This window comes from Streptomyces massasporeus, assembly GCF_014648995.1.
Lineage (GTDB): Bacteria > Actinomycetota > Actinomycetes > Streptomycetales > Streptomycetaceae > Streptomyces > Streptomyces massasporeus.
Map to the genome: position 1 here is coordinate 305,038 of NZ_BMSE01000001.1, position 17,775 is coordinate 322,812.

The window sequence follows — 17,775 nt, forward strand, 5'->3', positions numbered from 1 at the left end:
CGCCTCTGTTCTCCCGATGCCGACTGACCTGCGCGTGTCATGTGCAGAGAGAACGGGTGTGAGGTTGCTGAACGGCTCGCGCCCGCCGGCGCGGCCCGGATGGCCCAGCTGCGCACGCGTACCCCGGCTCCTGCGGCGAGAGTGGGCTGCATGACAGAACCCGGAGCCGACGGGCGACGCGGAGGCTCGGCCCCGTCCACCAAGCGCCGGCGCACCGTACGTGGTGCCGGTGAGGCCGCGCGGCGCGCCGCGGAGGCGCTGACGGAGCTGATCAGCCACCGCCTCGAAGGGGTGTCCGCGGTGTGCCCGGGCGAGGACGACGGCTGGGTCGTCGACGTCGACGTGCTCGAACTGGCCCGCATCCCCGACACCACCAGCCTGCTCGCGACGTATCAGGTGGAACTGGACTCGTCGGGCGAACTGGTGCGGTACCGCCGGACCGCGCGCTTCCGGCGCGGCGCCCAGGACCAGTGACCGGACCGCCGCAACCGCTGACCGGAAGGACCGCCGCATGACCGTCTACAGCGACGAGATCGTCTGTTCGCCTCGCGCCGGAACGCTCTACGACGTGCTGGAGCTGATTCTCGACCGCGGCATGGTGATCGACGTCTTCGTGCGCGTCTCGCTGGTCGGGATCGAGATCATCAAGATCGACGCGCGCATCGTGGTCGCCAGCGTCGACACCTACCTGCGCTTCGCGGAGGCGTGCAACCGCCTGGACCTCGAGCACGACACGCGTTCCAAGACCGTGCCCGAACTGTTCGGCGGACCGGTCTCCAAGGCCGTCGGCAAGGCGGGCGCCAAGCGTGCCGCCGGTTCCCTGACCGACAAGGTGCGCGACGTCCTCACCCCGGACGACGACACCGAGGACGACGTGGACGACGACGAGGCCGACGCCCGCACCGAGCGCGCCCAGCGGCCCGCGCGCAAGCGCCGCAGTGACGACGACCGCCCGCGGCCCCGGCGCCGCAAGGCCGAGGAGGAATGACCGTGACGGCCACCGCAGCCCTCACCACCGCCGGCACGCTCGGCACCCTGTACGTGTACGGCATCGCCCCCGCGGGCGTCCGGTCCCCGCGGGCGCCCGGGGTGGACGGCGCGGCGGTGCGGCTGCTGACCGAGGACGGGCTGTGCGCGGCCGTCTCGGACGCCCCGGCGTCCGTCCGGGCGCGGCGACGCGACCTGATGGCCCATCAGGCGGTGCTGGGCGAACTCGCCGCGCAGGGCCCCGTCCTGCCCATGCGGTTCGCCGTCCTGACTCCCGACGCAAAGTCGCTGCGCGGGCAACTGCGCACCGACCGAGCCCGCTTGGCGGCACAGCTCGACGTGGTACGAGGCTGCGTCGAGATGAACGTGAAGGGTGCCGTCGTGCACGGGTACTTCGCCGACCTCGTACGCCGGGACGACGCCCTGCGCACGCTCGCCCGCCAGACCCGGCACCGCCCCGGCTACGAGGCGAACGTGCGGCTGGGCGAGGCGCTCGCCAAGGGTGTCACGCGCGAGGCCCGGGGCGCGGCACGGGAGGTGCTGGCCCGCCTGGCTCCGCTCGCCGTGCGCACGGCGTCGGGTCCGGTCGACGACGAGCAGGTGCTGAGCACGTCGTTCCTGGTGCGTTCCGCCGACGAGCAGCGCTTCCGGCAGGCCGTGGCCGCGCAGGCGCGCGACGTCGGGGACCGGCTGGCGCTCAGCGTGACCGGTCCGCTGCCGTGCTACAGCTTCGTCGACGCGCCGTCCGCCACGGCAGGCCGGTGACGCGGTGGGACTCGTGACCGGGCTCCTGCTGCTGCCGCTCGCCCCGGTGCGCGGCACGCTCTGGGTCGCCGACCACCTGCTCCAGGAGGCCGAACGCCAGGCCGGCGATCCGCGTGCGGTGCAGGCGCGCCTGGCGGCACTCAACCGGGCCCTGGAGGAGGGCGCCATCGACGAGGCGGCCTTCGAGGCGGAGGAGGAGCGGTTGCTCGCCCGCCTCGACAGTCCGGTCCGGTACACAGGACATCGCGGGGGCGCTTCGTGACCGACCTCGGCACTTGGCCCGCGGGCCCCGGAGTACAGCCGGCCGGGCCGCCCTCCGGAAGCCTCGCGGACCTGCTCGAACGCGTCCTGGACAAGGGCATCGTCATCGCGGGCGACATCAAGATCGACCTGCTCGACATCGAACTGCTCACCATCCGTCTGCGCCTGTTCATCGCCTCGGTCGAGACCGCCAAGAAGGCGGGCATCGACTGGTGGGAGACGGACCCGGCGCTGTCCTCGCGCGCCGCGCGTGACGCGCTCACCGAGGAGAACGCGCGTCTGCGCGCGCGTCTCGCGGCCCTGGAGGACGCCGACGCCGACACCTCCGAGGTGACCCGATGAGCACGCTGCCGGCCGACCGGGTGTCCGCGACCGCACCGGAGATGCCGTGCCCCACCGTCACCTGCGTGTTCGCCGTGACGGACACGACTCCGCCGCATGAGGCGGTGTCGGTGACACCGGGCCATGACGGCGGCGGTCCGCTGCGCGTCCTGGCCGCGGGGCCGCTGCACCTGATCGTGCAGGACGTTCCCGCGGCGGCCTTCGGCGAGGAGGCGCTCGCGGAGCGGCTGAACCGGCCGGACGAGTTGGAACGCTGCGCCCGCGCCCACCACCGGGGCGTGGAGACGGCCGCGAGCGCGGGCCCCGTCGTTCCCCTGCCGATGGCGACGCTGTACCTGGACGACGACAACGCGGTGCGGGCCGTCACCGCCCGGGCGGCGTCCCTGCGCAGCCTGCTGGACCGGCTGCGCCACCGCACCGAGTGGGCGGTGAAGGTGCACGGCCCCGGACTCGGGCACGCGTCCGGCGCCGCCGGGGACGGGCCGGCCGACGGGCGGTCGTACCTGCGCCGGGTGAGCGAGCGGCGGCGCACCGAACGCGAGGAGCGCGAGCGGGCCCTGGCGCAGGCCCACGCCGTCGACCGGGAGCTGCGGCGCCACGCCGTCGCGGCGACGCGGCACCGGCCGCAGAGCGAGCAGTTGACCGGCAGGAGCGTCCCGCAGCTGCTCAACGCGGCCTACCTGGTCGACGACGCACGGCGCGCCGAGTTCGTCCGGGCCGTCGGCGAACTGGCCTGCGACGCCCAGCGGTCGGCCGTGGAGGTCACCATGTCGGGGCCCTGGATCCCGTACTCCTTCGCCCGCTCGGACGAGACGGAGCGCGACGCGCACGAGGAGGCCGGCGCATGACGGTACCGGTGCCCGGCGGTGCCGACCGCACGGCGGTGCCCTGGGACGGCCCGGAGCCGTACGCGCCCGTCGGGGTGCCGCTCGTGGACCTGCTCGACCGGGTGCTGGCGACGGGCGTCGTGGTCAGCGGTGATCTGGTGCTGGCCATCGCCGACGTGCCGTTGGTGCGGATCTCCCTGCACGCCCTGCTGGCGTCGGTCAGCGACCGGGTCCCCTCGCCCTGGTCGGACAGCGGGCCGCTGTGACCGCGCCGCGCACCCACGCGCTGGACCTCGATCCCGAGCGCGTCACGAACGATCTGGCGGCCCTGGTGCTGACCGTGGTGGAACTCCTGCGGCAGCTCATGGAACGCCAGGCGGTCCGCCGTTTCGACGAGGGCACGCTCAGCGCCGAGCAGGAGGACCGGCTGGGTACCGCGCTGATGCTGCTGGACGAGCGCATGGACGAACTGTGCGCACAGCACGGGCTGCGGCGCAGCGACCTCAACCTGGACCTCGGCCCGCTGGGCCCCTTGCTGGCCGACCCCCGCCCGTGACGCGCGCGTCGCGAGACGGGGCCGGGGATGAGCACCGCTCCCGGCCCCGCCCGTCCGCACCTACCGGCGAACGTTCACTGCAACCCCCTGGGGGGCGCGGGGCACTGCGCGATCAACCCCGACGCACCCGCAGCCGCCGAAGCACCGAAGCCCCTACGGCGCTACCGCTTCACCTTCCGCGCGGCCCGCAACCACTCCTTGTTCATGCTGGTGATGGACATGAGCGGAATCCCCTTGGGGCAGGCGGTGGCGCACTCCCCGGCGAGGGTGCAGCCCCCGAACCCCTCCTCGTCCATCTGCTCCACCATGTCCAGCACCCGCGTCTCCCGCTCGGGCGCTCCCTGGGGCAGCACGTTGAGATGGTTGATCTTGGCGGACGTGAACAGCATCGCCGCCCCGTTCGGACAGGCCGCCACGCACGCCCCGCACCCGATGCACTCGGCGTGCTCGAAGGCGAGGTCGGCGTCCGGCTTCGGCACCGGCGTGGCGTGCGCCTCGGGGGCCGCCCCGGTCGGCGCGGTGATGTACCCGCCGGCCTGGATGATCCGGTCGAACGCCGACCGGTCCACGACCAGGTCCTTGATCACCGGGAACGCGGAGGCCCGCCACGGCTCGACGTCGATGGTGTCGCCGTCCTCGAACGACCGCATGTGCAGCTGACAGGTGGTGGTCCGCTCGGGCCCGTGCGCGTCGCCGTTGATGACGAGCGAGCACGCCCCGCAGATGCCCTCGCGGCAGTCGTGGTCGAAGGCGACGGGGTCCTCGCCCTTGACGATGAGCTCCTCGTTGAGCGTGTCGAGCATCTCCAGGAACGACATGTCGGGTGAGATCCCGTCCACCTCGTACGTGGACATCGTGCCGTCGGCGTCGGCGTTGCGCTGCCGCCAGACGCGCAGGGTGAGCTTCATGCGTAGCTCCGCTGGGTGGGGTGGACGTACTCGAAGACCAGGTCTTCCTTGTGCAGGACGGGAGCCTCGCCGGTGCCGGTGAACTCCCAGGCGGCCGCGTACCCGAACTCCTCGTCCTTGCGGGCGGCCTCGCCGTCGGGCGTCTGGGACTCCTCGCGGAAGTGGCCGCCGCACGACTCCTCGCGGTGCAGCGCGTCGAGGCACATCAGCTCGGCGAGCTCCAGGTAGTCGACGATGCGGTTGGCCTTCTCCAGCGACTGATTGAACTCCTCGCCGGTGCCGGGCACCTTGATGCGCCGCCAGAACTCCTCGCGGATCTGCGGGATGCGCTCCAGCGCCTTGCGCAGGCCGGAGTCGGTGCGGGCCATGCCGCAGAACTCCCACATGAGTTCGCCGACCTCGCGGTGGAAGGAGTCGGGGGTGCGGTCGCCGTCGACGGACAGCAGCAGGTTGAGCCGGTCCTGGGTGTCGGCCAGCACCTCCTGCACGGCGGGGTGTTCGTCGGTCACCGCGTCGTGGTGCGGGTTGCGGGCCAGGTAGTCGTTGATGGTCGAGGGGAGGACGAAGTAGCCGTCCGCGAGTCCCTGCATCAGCGCGGAGGCGCCGAGCCGGTTGGCGCCGTGGTCGGAGAAGTTGGCCTCGCCGATCGCGAACAGCCCGGGGACGGTGGTCTGGAGGTCGTAGTCGACCCACAGGCCGCCCATCGTGTAGTGCACGGCGGGGTAGATCCGCATCGGCACCTCGTACGGATCCTCGTCGGTGATCCGCTGGTACATGTCGAAGAGGTTGCCGTACTTGGCCTCGACCGCCTTGCGTCCCATACGGGCGATGGCGTCGGCGAAGTCGAGGTAGACGCCCTGCCCGCCGGGGCCCACTCCCCTGCCCTCGTCGCAGACGTTCTTCGCGGCGCGGGAGGCGATGTCGCGCGGGACGAGGTTGCCGAACGACGGGTAGATGCGCTCCAGGTAGTAGTCGCGCTCGTCCTCGGGGATCTCGTTCGGGGGCCGCTGGTCGCCCTTCGCCTTCGGAACCCAGATGCGCCCGTCGTTGCGCAGCGACTCGCTCATCAGCGTGAGCTTGGACTGGTGGTCGCCGGTGCGCGGGATGCAGGTGGGGTGGATCTGGGTGAAGCAGGGGTTGGCGAAGTGGGCGCCGCGCCGGTGGGCCCGCCAGATGGCGGTGGCGTTGGAGTTCATGGCGTTCGTCGACAGGTAGAAGACGTTGCCGTAGCCGCCGGAGGCGAGGACGACGGCGTCCGCGAAGTACGTGTCGATCGTGCCCGTGACCAGGTCCCGGGCGACGATCCCGCGCGCCCGTCCGTCGACGACGATCAGGTCGAGCATCTCGGTGCGCGGGTGCATCTCGATGTTCCCGGCGGCGATCTGCCGGCTGAGGGCCTGGTAGGCGCCGAGGAGAAGCTGCTGGCCCGTCTGGCCCCGGGCGTAGAACGTGCGTGACACCTGCACGCCGCCGAACGACCGGGTGTCGAGCAGTCCGCCGTACTCCCGGGCGAAGGGCACGCCCTGGGCCACGCACTGGTCGATGATCTCGACGGAGATCTGCGCGAGCCGGTGGACGTTGGACTCGCGGGCGCGGAAGTCGCCGCCCTTGACGGTGTCGTAGAACAGGCGGTGGACGGAGTCGCCGTCGTTGCGGTAGTTCTTCGCGGCGTTGATGCCACCCTGCGCGGCGATGGAATGGGCGCGGCGGGGCGAGTCCTGGTAGCAGAACTGGACGACGTGGTAGCCCTGTTCGGCGAGGGTGGCGCCGGCGGAGCCGCCGGCGAGGCCGGTACCGACGACGATCACGGTGTGCTTGCGCCGGTTGGCGGGGTTGACCAGCTTGGCCTCGAAGCGGCGCGTGTCCCACCGCTCGTTGACCGGCCCGGTGGGGGCCTTGGTGTCGACGACCGGCTCGCCGGTCGTGTAGTCGGCGTACGAAGTCATCTTCAGCTCACCACTCCGGTCATGACGCCCACGGGTACGGCGATGAAGCCGGCCGTGAGCAGCAGCGCGAGGACGTTGGCCGTGGTCTTCAGGGCGCGGTCGCGGGTGCGGCTGCCCGCGCCGAGGGTCTGGGCCGCGCTCCAGAAGCCGTGCCGGACGTGCAGGCCGAGCGCGAGCATCGCGACGATGTAGACGACGTTGCCGTACCAGGTGGAGAAGGTGTCCACGACGTTCTGGTACGGGTGGCCCTCCTGGAAGCCGCCGGAGTGCACGGTGCCGGTCGTCAGGTCGAGGATGTGCCACACGATGAACAGGCCGAGGATGACGCCGCCCCAGCGCATGGTCCGCGTCGCGTAGCTCGCCCGTGCCTTCTTGTGCACGTACTTGCTGGGCCGTGCCCTGATGTCGCGGCGGCTGAGCTGGTACGCCGAGGTGGCGTGGGCGACGACGGCGACGACCAGCACGATCCGGACGAGCCAGAGCGTCCACTCGTAGTGCATGAACGGCTCGCCGACGACGCGCAGCCAGTGCGCGTAGTGGTTGAACTCTCCCGCCCCGAAGAAGATCTTCAGGTTTCCGATCATGTGGACGACCAGGTACAGCAGCATGATCAGACCACTGACCGCCATCACGGTCTTCTTGCCGACGGTGGAGTCCCACACGGTGCGTGCGAGAGACGGCCGTCGGTCCGTCCGCGTTGCCAGAGCCATGGAACAGCACGTTACGGATCCGCGGCTGATCGGTCCAAGACATGCTCCGGCTTGAATCCATAGGCTGGAGCTATCGTGGGAGCATGCAGTTCCAGCAGCTCCAGTACTTCGTGGCCGTCGCCGAGACCCGGCACTTCACCCGGGCCGCCGATCTGGTCCATGTCGCCCAGCCGTCGTTGTCGCAGCAGATCAAGGCGCTGGAGCGGGAGCTGGGCGCGGACCTGTTCCTGCGCGCCCGGGGCAACATCACGCTCACGGACGCCGGGGAGGCGCTCCTCCCGCTGGCCCGGCGCATCCTGGCCGACGCCGACACGGCCCGGCACGAGGTGCAGGAACTGGTGCAGCTGCGCAGCGGCCGGGTGCGGCTGGGCGCGACGCCGAGTCTGTGCACGGGTCTGCTGCCGGATGTGCTGCGGGCGTTCCACGACCGCTACCCCGGGGTGCGGCTGCTGATCGAGGAGGGCGGCTCGCACGATCTGGTACGGGAGCTGGCGCGGGGGGCGCTGGATCTGGCGCTGGTGGTGCTGCCGCTGCCGACTCCGTCACCGGCGCTGACCACGGTGGAGCTGCTGAGGGAGGATCTTGTCGTGGTCTCCTCGCCGGATGCCCCGCGTCCGGGCCGGGGGCGCCGCACCGTGCGGGTCTCCGACCTCGAGGGTGAGCGGCTGGTGATGTTCCGGCACGGGTACGACCTGCGGGAGCTGACCGTGGCCGCGTGCCGTGCGGAGGGGTTCGAACCCGACTTCGCCGTGGAGGGCGGGGAGATGGATGCGGTGCTGGGGTTCGTGCGGGCCGGGCTGGGGGTCGCCGTGGTGCCGCGGATGGTGGCGGCGAGGTCGGGTCGTGGCCTACGGGTGACGCCGTTGGCCAGACCCGGCCTGTACCGCACGATCGCGCTGGCACATCGCAGTGATGTGGCGCCGCCCCGGGCCGCTCGGGAGTTGCAGCGGATGCTGCTGGAGCGGTGAGGGGGTTTCTCAAGCGCCGTTGGGTGTGAACGCCGTTCGAGGGTGCGGGTCGACCGTGGCTGGTCGCGCCCACGCGGCGGACCCGCATCTCGAATACAGCCCCGCACCCCTCGAAGGCGTGTCGCCCGTCACCAACGTCCCCGGACAGCACACCTAGCCCGTTGCGTCCACCAGGGCCAGCTGGTGGAGGCGCTCCGGTGGGCCCGGCCTCGCGTAGTACCAGCCCTGCGCCGTGTCGCAGCCGAGTATGCGCAGTTGTTCGGCCTGGGCTCCCGTCTCCACACCCTCCACCGTCACCGCCAGGTTCAGGCTGTGGGCCAGGGAGACGATCCCCTCGACGATCTTCAGGTCGACGGGGTCCGCCGGGAACTGCTGCATGCTCTGGGTGAAGGAGCGGTCCAGCTTCAGGACGCTGACCGGCAGCCGGCGCAGGTTGGCGAGGTTGGAGTAGCCCGTGCCGAAGTCGTCCAGGGCGATGTCGACACCCATCTCCGCCAGGCGCCGCAGCGGCTTCAGCAGATCGTCGTCCGCTCCGATCAGCGCCGACTCCGTGACCTCCAGGCACAGCGCGTCCGGCGCGACGCCCGTGCGCTCCAGGATGTCCACCGTGTCCTGGACCAGACCGGGGTGCGTCAGCTGACACGGCGACAGGTTCACGTTGATCCGCAGCGGCCCCGCCGCCTCGACGCCGCCCTGCAGTTCCCGCCACTCGCGGGCCTGGCGCACCGACTGCTCCAGCACCCACCGCCCGAGGGGCACGATCAGCCCGGTGTGCTCCGCGAGCGGGATGAACCGGTCCGGCCCGAGCACGCCGTGCTGCGGGTGCAGCCAGCGCACCAGGGCCTCGGCTCCCCGGACGCTGCCGTCGCCGAGGTGCACCAGCGGCTGGTACTCGATGAAGAACTCGCCCCGATCCAGCGCCGTCGGCAGCGCCGTGGTCAGGCCGTGCCGCGTGATGGCCCGGGCGTCCGCCTCCGCGTCGGCGAGTTCGAAGCGGTTGCCGCCCGCCGACTTGGCCCGGTACATGGTGATGTCCGCGCTGCGCAGCACCTCCGCCGGGCTGCGTTCCCCGGCCGGGCCCTCCACGATGCCGATGCTGCCGCGCACGGTCAGTTCCCGGCCGTCGACGCTGATCGGCGCGAGCAGCGCGTTCATGATGCGTCCGGCGAGTTCGTCGACCGCGTGCTGGGTGTCGGGTCCGGTGGTCAGCGCGACGAACTCGTCGCCGCCGAGCCGCGCGACCATTTCGCCGGGCGCGGTGGCGCACGACTGCAGCCGGTCGGCGACCTCCACCAGCAGCCGGTCGCCGGCCGCGTGGCCGAGGCTGTCGTTGATGGTCTTGAAGCCGTCGAGGTCGAGGTAGCACAGCCCGAACCGCTGGCCTTCCCCGGCGCCCAGCGCCTTCTCCAGCCGCTCGAAGAAGAAGGTGCGGTTGGGCAGCCCGGTCAGCGCGTCGTGCGTGGCCTCGTAGCGCAGCCGCAGGTTGAGCAGCCGCCGCTCGGTGGTGTCCTCCATGAGGGCGAGCTGGTACTGCGGATCGCCGTCGGCGTCACGCAGCAGGGACACCGTCAGGTTGGTCCACAGGACGGTTCCGTCAGGCCGGTAGAACGCCTTCTCCAGGTGGTAGTGCTCCCGCTCGCCCCGTACCAGTTCGTCGTAGAGCCGCCAGGTCTGCGGGGCGTCGTCGGGGTGGGTCCAGTCCCGGACGTTGCGGCTGCGCAGCGTCGGCTCGGAGACCCCGAACATGCGCAGCAGCGCGCCGTTGACCTGCAGTATGTTGCCCTCGAGGTCGGCCATGCCGATGCCTATGGCCGCGCCCTCGAAGACGGCGCGGAACCGCGCCTCGCTCGCGTGCAGGGCCTGCGCCACCACGCCTTGCGCCTGGAGGGCGGCCTGGGCGATGGCCTCCTGCTCGGCCAGGGTCCGCTCGCGCAGCGTCCGGGCGAAACCGGCGGCCATCGCGTGCTGCAACCGCGCACACCGGGCCCGCAGGTCCTCCTGGTCGCCGTCGCCGCCGCAGTACAGGACCAGGTAGGCGTCGACGCAGTCCAGGGTGCGGCTGAGTGCCTCCGGGTCGGTGCAGTGCGCGTCCACGAGGGCGGCGCCGACCGCCCGGCCCGCGTCGGAGTCGAAGGTCCGGGCCAGCAGGGCCTCGCTCAGCCGCCGGGCCAGGGGCAGCAGGTGTGCCTCGAACTCGGGGCGGGTCGACGACGTCGAGGTCACCGGGAAGACGGCCCGGCTCCAGATCGTCGCGAACCGGCGCAGTCTGTCCTCCGGCCCGTCCGGTTCCGCGGTCACGCCGTACGCCCCACGCCCGCGAACCCGGAGAACGCGTACGGATCCTCGTCCTCCGGTGCGGTGTCGGGGCGCCAGTGCGGCATCGCCACCAGTCCGGGTTCCACCATGTCGTACCCCTCGAAGAACCGCGCGATGTCCTCGCGCGAGCGCATGATCAGCGGGTTGCGGATGTCCTCGTACACGTCCACCGCACCCCCGGCCCGCTCCGGCGGCAGCGGGATCCCCTCGTAGGAGGCGTGGGTGAGCACGAGCAGGCTGCCGGGCGCGAGCGCCTCGCGCAGTTCGGCCACGGCCCCGTACGGGTCGTCCTCGTCTTCCACGAAGTGCAGTATGGCAACGAGGAGCAGCGCCACTGGCTGATTCAAGTCGATCAGCCGCTCCACCTCGGGGCTGCGCAGGATCTCCTGGGGCTTGCGCAGGTCCGCCGCGACGACGCCCGCGTCGTCGTTGCCCTCCAGGACCGCCTGGCTGTGCGCCACCGCCACCGGGTCGTGGTCGACGTACACCACGCGCGCACCGGGGCGGGCGGCCTGCGCCACCTCGTGCACATTGCCGAAGGTGGGGATGCCGGAGCCGATGTCCAGGAACTGGGAGATGCCCTGGCCTGCCGCGTAGCGCACGGCGCGGCGCATGAAAGCGCGGTTCGCCTGCATGACTTTGGGGAGTCCCGGCATGAACTCCATGGCCCTGCGGGCCGCTTCCCGGTCGACCTCGAAGTTGTGCGATCCGCCCAGGTAGTAGTCGTACATCCGGGAGACGCTGGGCACCGAGATGTCGATGCTCCGTGGGGCCCAGGCGGGACGCTCCATCTATCTCTCCAAGGCGTTAGGCGATCCGGTGTTCGAGCAGAGGCTACTGATCGCCCGCCAATGGAGCGACCCGAAACGGAAATTGACCATCCGTTCCCGGTCACTGCCTGCGGCACGTGCCGCATTGATACCCCTGCGCATGCCCTTCGAACATATGACGAACAGCACCCGAGGCATTCCGGAGAGTTCCGGTCCGGAAGGGGAAGAGTATGCGGAATTCGATGAGTTCAGGTGAAGCACGGCAAAACGGCCCACCCCTCCGTGGAGCACGGAGGGGTGGGCCGGGCCTGCGCTTCGGGTGGACGAAACGATCAACCCTGGGGAGGTTTCTCTACTTCTCCGACGCGCCGACCAGCTTCCCGTCGGGCCGCACGGCGTACCAGGTACCGCCGACGCCCTGGCCGTTGGTGTCGCCCGGAGCCTTGTCGCCGGCGAAGGTGTAGATGGGCGAGCAGTTGATCGTCTGCTGCTTGCCCTTGCCGTCGGTCCGGTCGAAGATCATGTAGCCCTTCTTCTGGATGCCCTTGGTGTCGGCGAAGTCGACGGGCTCCACGAGCGGCCACTTCTCCAGGCACGCACCGGCGCAGTTGGAGACCGGCTTGGGCCAGGCCTCGTCCTTCTTGAACCGGTAGACGGTCATGCCGTTCTTGTCGACGACGATCTCGCCGAGCTTGGCGTCGTTGCGCGTGGACAGCCCGGCCTCGACCGCCTCGCCGCCGCCCGCACCCCCCTGCGCCTTCTTGCCGTCGGGGGCGAGCGCGTACCACTTGCCGCCCACGCCCTGGCCCTTGACGTCACCGGCGTTGACGTCCTTGGCGTAGCGATAGGCGGGCCAGCCGCCCACCGTGAGCTGCTTGGTGCCGTCGGCCCGGGTGACCGAACCGAGCAGCGCCTTGTCGATGCCCTCGCCCGCCTCGGCGTCGTCGGCCGGAACCGGCGGCCAGGTCTTGGCGCAGTCGCCGTCGCAATTCGACTTGGGCGGCTGCTCGGTGTCCTGGTCGAACCGATACAGGGTGAGACCGAGACTGTCGGTGACCACCTTGCCGACCTTCTCGGCGGTGGAGACGGACAGCTTGCCGGCGGGGTTGGACGGGCTGGAGGCGCTCGGCGCGGGCGGCTGAGCGGTCGCGGCGCCGCCCGCCGCGCCCGCGGTGCCCGAGCCGATGCTTCCGTAGTCCCCGGGCGCGGCCGTGGCGCCCACGTTCTGGCTGGCCGCCGGTGGGCTGTCCTGACCGCACGCCGTCGTCAGCGCCAGGACCGCCGCGGCGCTCGCCACGAGTGAGGCGCTCCGCCAGGAGGTCTTCATCGTCAACTCCCCATAATCGCAAGGGTGTTGCAGCGCCCTGCTGCGCCGCCGCACGGCCATGAATACGCACGGCGGCTGCGCTTGTGTTCAACGGTCGGCCAAATTTCTTTCCGGAACCTGTGACGAGCCCCTCGCGCCGTCGCACACGCGTACGCACGAAGCACCCTGCGGGTGACCGCCGATCAAACCGGCACCCCCCAGAGATCCCCCTTTCGGGGCAATCCCCTTGCACCCCGGCCCACGCAGGCGGCACAGGGCTCATGATCTTCGTCGTGCATGGACCCCTCTCGACTCAACCCGCCCTTGCGGCACGGGCCTTGGCGGCGGCGACGCTGACCTGGGCGCTCGTCGGCGCACCGGCCGGGGTCGCGGTGGCCGACGCCTGCGCGTACGCCTCCACGGGGCCGGACGGCACCGAGGCGGTGGCGTACGCCGGAAGCAAGAAGACCTGGCCGTGCCCCACACCCACGCCGAGCCCCTCCCCCACGCCGACCCCGACCCCGCCACCGACCCCGCCACCGAAGCCACCACCGAAGCCGACGCCCCCGCCGAAGCCGACGCCGGACCCGCCGCCCCCACCGAAGCCACCGCTTTCAGAGCCGCCCCCCACGGCCAGGCCCGAGCCGCCGCCTCCACCGCCGCCCGCGCCACGCCCCGTACCGCCCACGCCCCGGCCGGTCCCCCGGCCCGTGCCGCCGGCACCCGCTCCACCGGCGCCGGCACCGGCCCCGTCGGCCACCCCCGCGCCGCGTCCGTCCGCGACACCCGTGCACTACCCGCGCTACCGCGCCACGCCCCCGCGGCCACGGAGGGCCGACGGCACGCTGTCGCCGCTCACCTTCGTCCTGCTCGTCACGGTGCCCGCGGTGGTGGCCGTGGCCGCGCTGCGCGCGCGCTGATCCCTGAAGCCCTGGAGGTACCTCTTGCCGGAATGGCTTGTTCTCACCCTCGCGATGCTGGCCGCCTGTGCCGTGGTGGTCATCATCACCTTCGTACGCCACCGCGCGGCGCCCGAGGACGAGGACCCCAGTGAGACCCCGGACGTCATCGAGTACATGACGATGTGGATCGGCGTGGTCTACGCCATCGTCCTGGGCCTGGCGATCGCCGGTGTCTGGGAAGGGCGCAGCGCCGCACAGGACCACGTACAGGCCGAGGCGACCGCGCTGCACGAGATCTCGGAACGGGTACGGGTGTATCCGGTCGAGGAACGCGACCGCATCCGGGACGACATCCGGACGTATGTCAGCCATGTCGTGACCACCGAGTGGGACACGATGGCCGACAAGGGCGAGGTCACCCCGCGCGGCGCCGAGCTCTTCGAGCGGATCCGCCAGGACGTCACCGACTACGAGCCGGCGACGGACTTCGAGGCCCAGGCCTACCAGCCGCTGCTGGACCAGGTGACCGCGGCGAACCAGGCCCGGATCGCCCGGGCGGAGTCGACCGGGGAGACCATGCCGGGGGTGGTGTGGTTCGGGCTGATCGCCGGGGCCGTCATCACCATCGGGATGATCTTCGCCCTGCAGATCCGCAGAACGACCCGCGAACTGGTCCTCGCCGGGCTGTTCTCGGCGCTGATCGCCTTCCTGCTGTTCCTGATCTGGGACTTCGACTCGCCCTACAGCAGGGGCGTGACCGCCTCGGCGGACCCGTTCCTGAATCTCTTCCCGGGCGTCGGGGACTGACGGCGCCGCGCACCACGCATCCCGGCCGGGGGGCGCGCGACACACCGCCGCCGTCCCCCGGTCGCGTGGGCGGCGTTCCCCCGGGCGGCCCACACCCTTGCCCCATTCGCGCTACTGCGATCGCGCCACCATGCTCGTCTTCTTAGCGTTTCGGGCATCGAGGTGCATTTGTGACGCGAGCGGAACAGGTCCGCGATTGCTCCTCGGGGACCCGGAGGATTCACCATGCGCGCGATAGGCCTCGCTTCGGCCGTACTGCTGGGCGCCGGCGCCCTCACCTCCTGCGTGCCCGCCGCCGACGCGGCGATCCAGACCGACTTCGGCTTCAGCGTCATGCCCTCCACCGTGGCGGCGGGCCGTGAGATCACCCTGTGGGTGGAACGCAACGAGGCGTGCCAGGGGGAGGCGGCGGTCAACTCAGCGGTCTTCGACATCGTCACCATCCCGCCGGAGGAGTCCTGGGCGACAGCCGTCGTCGACTGGGACGCCAAGCCCGGAGCCGTGTACGACGTGGAGTTCGAGTGCGACGAGTCGAGCGGCACCGCGCGCCTGACGATCGCGGGCGGCCGTCCGACACACCACCCCACGCACCACCCCACCCATCACCCGACGCGCCACCCCCACAAGGGTGTGCACGCCGGTGAGGGCGGCACCCTCGCCGGATTCGACCTCAAGGAGATCGGCCTCGGCGCCGCGCTGATCGCCGGATCCCTCGGCGTCGCCTACCACTTCTCGCGCCGCCGCACCGACGAGGACGCCGGCTAGCCCCGGCGAGGACGCCGGCCGACGGACGCCACGACCGCAGGCCTTCGCCCCGGCTCCCCTGAAGACGACAAGAGGGGAAGCGGGGCGAAGACCGTTCACGTGCGAGGCGGTGACTCGTCGAAGGTGCGCAGCGAGGCGTCAGATGCGCCGCTCGGCCCGGCGGCGCATCCAGAAGACGCCACCGCCGACGACGGCCGCGGCCACGAGACCGCCGCCGATGGCCACGTCGGTCGGGGTCGCACCGGTGGTGGTGCTGCCGCCGATACCGCCGCGGACACCGCCGATGACGGTGAAGGCCTGCGGCTTGGTCATCCGCCTGCCGCCGCAGTCGACCGTGATGTCGTACGGCCCCGGACGGGCGTCGCTGTTGATGACGGCGGTGCCCCGCGCGGTCCCGTTGCCGGCGCCGCCCCGGTCGCCCTCGTTGCCCTTGCCGCCGCCGACCGGCGAGAGCCGCGTAGGCGAAAAGGCGTTGGACGTCGCCATGCCGCCGCCCCGGCAGCCGTCGACCGTGATGGTCAGCTGGCCGCCGGGGGCGATCACGCTGGGCAGGGCGGTGATGTTGCTGGGCGTCTCCCACGCGACGGCCGCGGGGGCCGAGAGGCCTAGGGCGGCGACCGCCGCGCCGGCGACCGCCAGGGCACGAGTGTTACGCATGTGAACCTCCGCGGAAGACGCCCCGGGACCCGTCCCCGGTCGATCGGCGAGAAAGCGCCTCCCAGAGAGACAGTCAGTTGCCGTGCCGCGAGCCGCATTTCGGGAATGGTCCGTCCTGGTGAGAGAAGACGGTGCCGGAAAACCGCACAACTGGACATCGCCGCAGGTCACGGGTCGTCAGAAATTTCCTCGCGGCGGCAACTCGGATGGCGCACCTCCTGGCCCCCGAGCCACCCCTTCCGTCCCGGGGCCACCCGTTCGCCCCCGCCCCGTCGCCGGTTTCCCGCGTGCCACTTAGCGTTCGGATATGCGCGACTGACAGGGCGACGGCCATGTCGAGAGGGGATGGCGAATGTCTGCGTCCGAGCTGGCCCAGGCGGAAGAGGAGGCGCGGCCGAGGAAGCGCGCCCCGTGGGGCGTGATAGCGCTGGTTCTGCTGACCGGCCTCGCCCTCATCCGGAACGGTTCGGGGGAGTTCGACGAGGGCCCGCCGCAGCCGGCGACGGCGGCCGCCGCGGACAACCGGGTGCCCGGAGGCACCTTCGCCGGGACCGTACGCCCCCTGCCCTACTCCCTCCCGGACCGGGTCAGGATCCCGGCGATCCAGGTCGACGCGCCGATCATCCCCGTGGGCCTGGACGCGGACGGCTGGGTCGGCGCACCGCCGCCGGAAGACCCCAACCTGGCCGGCTGGTTCACCGGTGCCGTCACCCCCGGCGAGAAGGGCACCGCGGTCGTGGTCGGCCATGTCGACAACCAGCAGGGCCCCGCCGTGTTCTACGGACTCGGGGCCCTGAAGAAGGGCCATCGCGTCGAGGTCGCCCGGCAGGACGGAAAGACCGCGATGTTCGAGATCTACGGCGTCGAGGTGTTCGAGAAGAACAACTTCCCCGGTGACCGCGTCTACGCGTCCAAGGGCGCGCCCGAACTGCGGGTCATCACCTGCGGCGGGGGGTTCTCCAAGCAGGAAGGCTATGCGGGGAACGTCGTCGCCTTCGCCCGCCTGGTCGAGGTGCGCTGAGCGTTCCCGGCCGGGCGGGCGATAGGCCCGAGGGCGTCCTTCACGCGTAGTGCCGCCGGGGCACGGTGACGTGGTAGCCGGAGTCCAGCAGTTCGGGCAGGTAGCGCCGCAGGGCCCGCACGCTCTGCGAGCGGTCGCCCCCGGCGTCGTGCGAGAGCACCACGACGCCGGGGGCGGCGCCGCGTTCGACCCGGTTCGCGATGGACCGGACTCCCGGGGTGGTCCAGTCGAGGGTGTCGACCGTCCAGCCGAGCGGTTCCATGCCGAGTTCGGCGCCGAGCTGCAAGGCGGCGCGGTTCCAGGCGCCGTAGGGCGCGCGGAACCACTCGGGGCGCTCCCCGTAGGCGTCCTCGATGACGTCGCTGGTGCGTTCCATCTCGGAGCGGATCTGGCGACGGGTGAGGCGGGTCAGCAACGGGTGGGACCAGGTGTGGTTTCCGACGACATGGCCCTCGTCGGCCATCCGGGCCAGCAGCTTCCTGCCGCCGGCGACCATCTCGCCGCACACGAAGAACATCGCGCGCACGTCGTACTCGGCCAGGGTGTCGAGGATGTCCGGGGTGAAGCGGGGATCGGGGCCGTCGTCGAAGGTCAGCACCATGGTGCGGCCGCGGCCGGACACCTTCAGCGGCGCTTCGCGGCGTACCAGGGTCCGCCGGGGCGCGGCGCGCGGCGGGCCGTAGCCGGTCACCGGCTGCAGCCGGTACGCGGAGGACTTGACGGGCCGGGCCGGGGGTCCCGCGGCCGGGGCGGAGGTGACGGGTCCGTCCCCGGTGACAGTCGTGATCACTCCGGCCGTCGCGGCCGCTCCCACGGCGCCGGTGGCAGCGATCAACGCCCGGCGCCGGGTGAGCAGCCGGGTGAGCAACTGATCCTTCTTCATGACTCATCAGTCGCCCGGCCGAAGGCCGACGCTCGCGAGCAACACCGGTGTGGCGGCGCACATTCACCCGTTCGGCCC

At 71.6% G+C, this 17,775-nt stretch carries 22 protein-coding genes; 13 read left to right on the forward strand and 9 right to left on the reverse strand.

Features of this window, described 5'->3' with window-relative positions; genetic code table 11:
- Positions 1-150: 150 nt before the first annotated feature.
- Genes gvpO through IE153_RS01515 form a run of 8 tightly spaced genes read left to right on the forward strand, consistent with a single transcriptional unit; the run spans position 151 to position 3,738 of the window.
- Entirely contained in the window at positions 151-474 is a 324-nt protein-coding gene (gene gvpO / locus IE153_RS01480) for a gas vesicle protein GvpO (protein ID WP_189587722.1), read from the forward strand.
- Positions 475-511: 37 nt separating this feature from the next.
- A complete protein-coding gene (locus IE153_RS01485; protein WP_189587723.1) occupies positions 512-988 on the forward strand; it encodes a gas vesicle structural protein GvpA in 477 nt (158 codons plus the stop codon).
- Complete coding sequence (locus IE153_RS01490) at positions 985-1,752, forward strand: GvpL/GvpF family gas vesicle protein (protein ID WP_189587724.1); 768 nt, start codon at positions 985-987, stop codon at positions 1,750-1,752. The genes IE153_RS01485 and IE153_RS01490 overlap by 4 nt, the downstream gene beginning before the upstream one ends.
- Positions 1,753-1,756: 4 nt before the next feature.
- Positions 1,757-2,014 carry a gas vesicle protein GvpG gene (locus IE153_RS01495; protein ID WP_189587725.1) on the forward strand — a complete coding sequence of 86 codons (258 nt, stop codon included), beginning with the start codon at positions 1,757-1,759 and terminating at the stop codon, positions 2,012-2,014.
- Positions 2,011-2,355, forward strand: a complete 345-nt coding sequence (locus IE153_RS01500) for a gas vesicle protein (protein ID WP_062930529.1) — start codon at positions 2,011-2,013, stop codon at positions 2,353-2,355. The genes IE153_RS01495 and IE153_RS01500 overlap by 4 nt, the downstream gene beginning before the upstream one ends.
- Positions 2,352-3,203, forward strand: a complete 852-nt coding sequence (locus IE153_RS01505; protein ID WP_189587726.1) for a GvpL/GvpF family gas vesicle protein — start codon at positions 2,352-2,354, stop codon at positions 3,201-3,203. The genes IE153_RS01500 and IE153_RS01505 overlap by 4 nt, the downstream gene beginning before the upstream one ends.
- Complete coding sequence (locus tag IE153_RS01510) at positions 3,200-3,448, forward strand: gas vesicle protein (protein ID WP_189587727.1); 249 nt, start codon at positions 3,200-3,202, stop codon at positions 3,446-3,448. Before IE153_RS01505 ends, IE153_RS01510 begins: the two co-directional genes overlap by 4 nt.
- On the forward strand, positions 3,445-3,738 hold the full coding sequence (locus tag IE153_RS01515; RefSeq protein ID WP_097222262.1) for a gas vesicle protein K: 294 nt from the start codon (positions 3,445-3,447) through the stop codon (positions 3,736-3,738). The genes IE153_RS01510 and IE153_RS01515 overlap by 4 nt, the downstream gene beginning before the upstream one ends.
- Positions 3,739-3,899: 161 nt before the next feature.
- Here IE153_RS01515 and IE153_RS01520 read toward each other — a convergent pair whose 3' ends face one another.
- From IE153_RS01520 to IE153_RS01530, 3 genes are read right to left on the reverse strand one after another with little or no spacing between them, the layout of a single operon-like run.
- Positions 3,900-4,646 carry a succinate dehydrogenase/fumarate reductase iron-sulfur subunit gene (locus IE153_RS01520; RefSeq protein WP_030851268.1) on the reverse strand — a complete coding sequence of 249 codons (747 nt, stop codon included), beginning with the start codon at positions 4,644-4,646 and terminating at the stop codon, positions 3,900-3,902.
- Positions 4,643-6,592, reverse strand: coding sequence for a fumarate reductase/succinate dehydrogenase flavoprotein subunit (locus tag IE153_RS01525; protein WP_189587728.1), 1,950 nt, complete (start codon positions 6,590-6,592; stop codon positions 4,643-4,645). The genes IE153_RS01520 and IE153_RS01525 overlap by 4 nt, the downstream gene beginning before the upstream one ends.
- Positions 6,593-6,594: 2 nt before the next feature.
- Positions 6,595-7,302 (reverse strand): succinate dehydrogenase, encoded by a 708-nt coding sequence (locus IE153_RS01530; protein ID WP_189587729.1) that lies wholly within the window; start codon positions 7,300-7,302, stop codon positions 6,595-6,597.
- Positions 7,303-7,385: 83 nt separating this feature from the next.
- Between IE153_RS01530 and IE153_RS01535 the strand changes: the two genes are divergently transcribed.
- On the forward strand, positions 7,386-8,270 hold the full coding sequence (locus tag IE153_RS01535) for a LysR family transcriptional regulator (RefSeq protein ID WP_189587730.1): 885 nt from the start codon (positions 7,386-7,388) through the stop codon (positions 8,268-8,270).
- 153 nt (positions 8,271-8,423) lie between these two features.
- Here IE153_RS01535 and IE153_RS01540 read toward each other — a convergent pair whose 3' ends face one another.
- The 4 genes from IE153_RS01540 to IE153_RS41375 all read right to left on the reverse strand — a co-directional run bounded on the left by IE153_RS01540 (position 8,424) and on the right by IE153_RS41375 (position 13,422).
- Complete coding sequence (locus tag IE153_RS01540; RefSeq protein ID WP_189587731.1) at positions 8,424-10,568, reverse strand: putative bifunctional diguanylate cyclase/phosphodiesterase; 2,145 nt, start codon at positions 10,566-10,568, stop codon at positions 8,424-8,426.
- Positions 10,565-11,377: an SAM-dependent methyltransferase gene (locus tag IE153_RS01545; protein WP_189587732.1), complete on the reverse strand. Its 813-nt coding sequence runs from the start codon at positions 11,375-11,377 to the stop codon at positions 10,565-10,567. Before IE153_RS01545 ends, IE153_RS01540 begins: the two co-directional genes overlap by 4 nt.
- A 331-nt stretch (positions 11,378-11,708) precedes the next feature.
- Positions 11,709-12,683 (reverse strand): SCO0930 family lipoprotein, encoded by a 975-nt coding sequence (locus tag IE153_RS01550; protein WP_189587733.1) that lies wholly within the window; start codon positions 12,681-12,683, stop codon positions 11,709-11,711.
- 292 nt (positions 12,684-12,975) lie between these two features.
- Positions 12,976-13,422, reverse strand: a complete 447-nt coding sequence (locus tag IE153_RS41375; protein WP_229828625.1) for a hypothetical protein — start codon at positions 13,420-13,422, stop codon at positions 12,976-12,978.
- 28 nt (positions 13,423-13,450) lie between these two features.
- Here IE153_RS41375 and IE153_RS42260 point away from each other — a divergent pair, with 28 nt between their 5' ends.
- The 3 genes from IE153_RS42260 (at position 13,451) to IE153_RS01565 (ending at position 15,136) form a co-directional block, all read left to right on the forward strand.
- Positions 13,451-13,582 carry a hypothetical protein gene (locus IE153_RS42260; protein ID WP_268251694.1) on the forward strand — a complete coding sequence of 44 codons (132 nt, stop codon included), beginning with the start codon at positions 13,451-13,453 and terminating at the stop codon, positions 13,580-13,582.
- Between the two features lie 24 nt (positions 13,583-13,606).
- Complete coding sequence (locus tag IE153_RS01560) at positions 13,607-14,371, forward strand: bestrophin-like domain (RefSeq protein ID WP_229828627.1); 765 nt, start codon at positions 13,607-13,609, stop codon at positions 14,369-14,371.
- A gap of 225 nt (positions 14,372-14,596) precedes the next feature.
- Positions 14,597-15,136 carry a hypothetical protein gene (locus IE153_RS01565; protein ID WP_189587735.1) on the forward strand — a complete coding sequence of 180 codons (540 nt, stop codon included), beginning with the start codon at positions 14,597-14,599 and terminating at the stop codon, positions 15,134-15,136.
- 138 nt (positions 15,137-15,274) lie between these two features.
- On the opposite strand, the gene IE153_RS01570 is transcribed toward IE153_RS01565, so the two are convergent.
- Positions 15,275-15,793, reverse strand: a complete 519-nt coding sequence (locus IE153_RS01570; RefSeq protein WP_189587736.1) for a hypothetical protein — start codon at positions 15,791-15,793, stop codon at positions 15,275-15,277.
- 352 nt (positions 15,794-16,145) lie between these two features.
- Between IE153_RS01570 and IE153_RS01575 the strand changes: the two genes are divergently transcribed.
- The gene (locus IE153_RS01575; protein ID WP_189587737.1) at positions 16,146-16,814 is read left to right on the forward strand and encodes a class F sortase; all 669 of its coding nucleotides are present in this window, start codon (positions 16,146-16,148) and stop codon (positions 16,812-16,814) included.
- Positions 16,815-16,854: 40 nt separating this feature from the next.
- Here IE153_RS01575 and IE153_RS01580 read toward each other — a convergent pair whose 3' ends face one another.
- Positions 16,855-17,697: a polysaccharide deacetylase family protein gene (locus IE153_RS01580; protein WP_189587738.1), complete on the reverse strand. Its 843-nt coding sequence runs from the start codon at positions 17,695-17,697 to the stop codon at positions 16,855-16,857.
- Positions 17,698-17,775 lie beyond the last annotated feature (78 nt).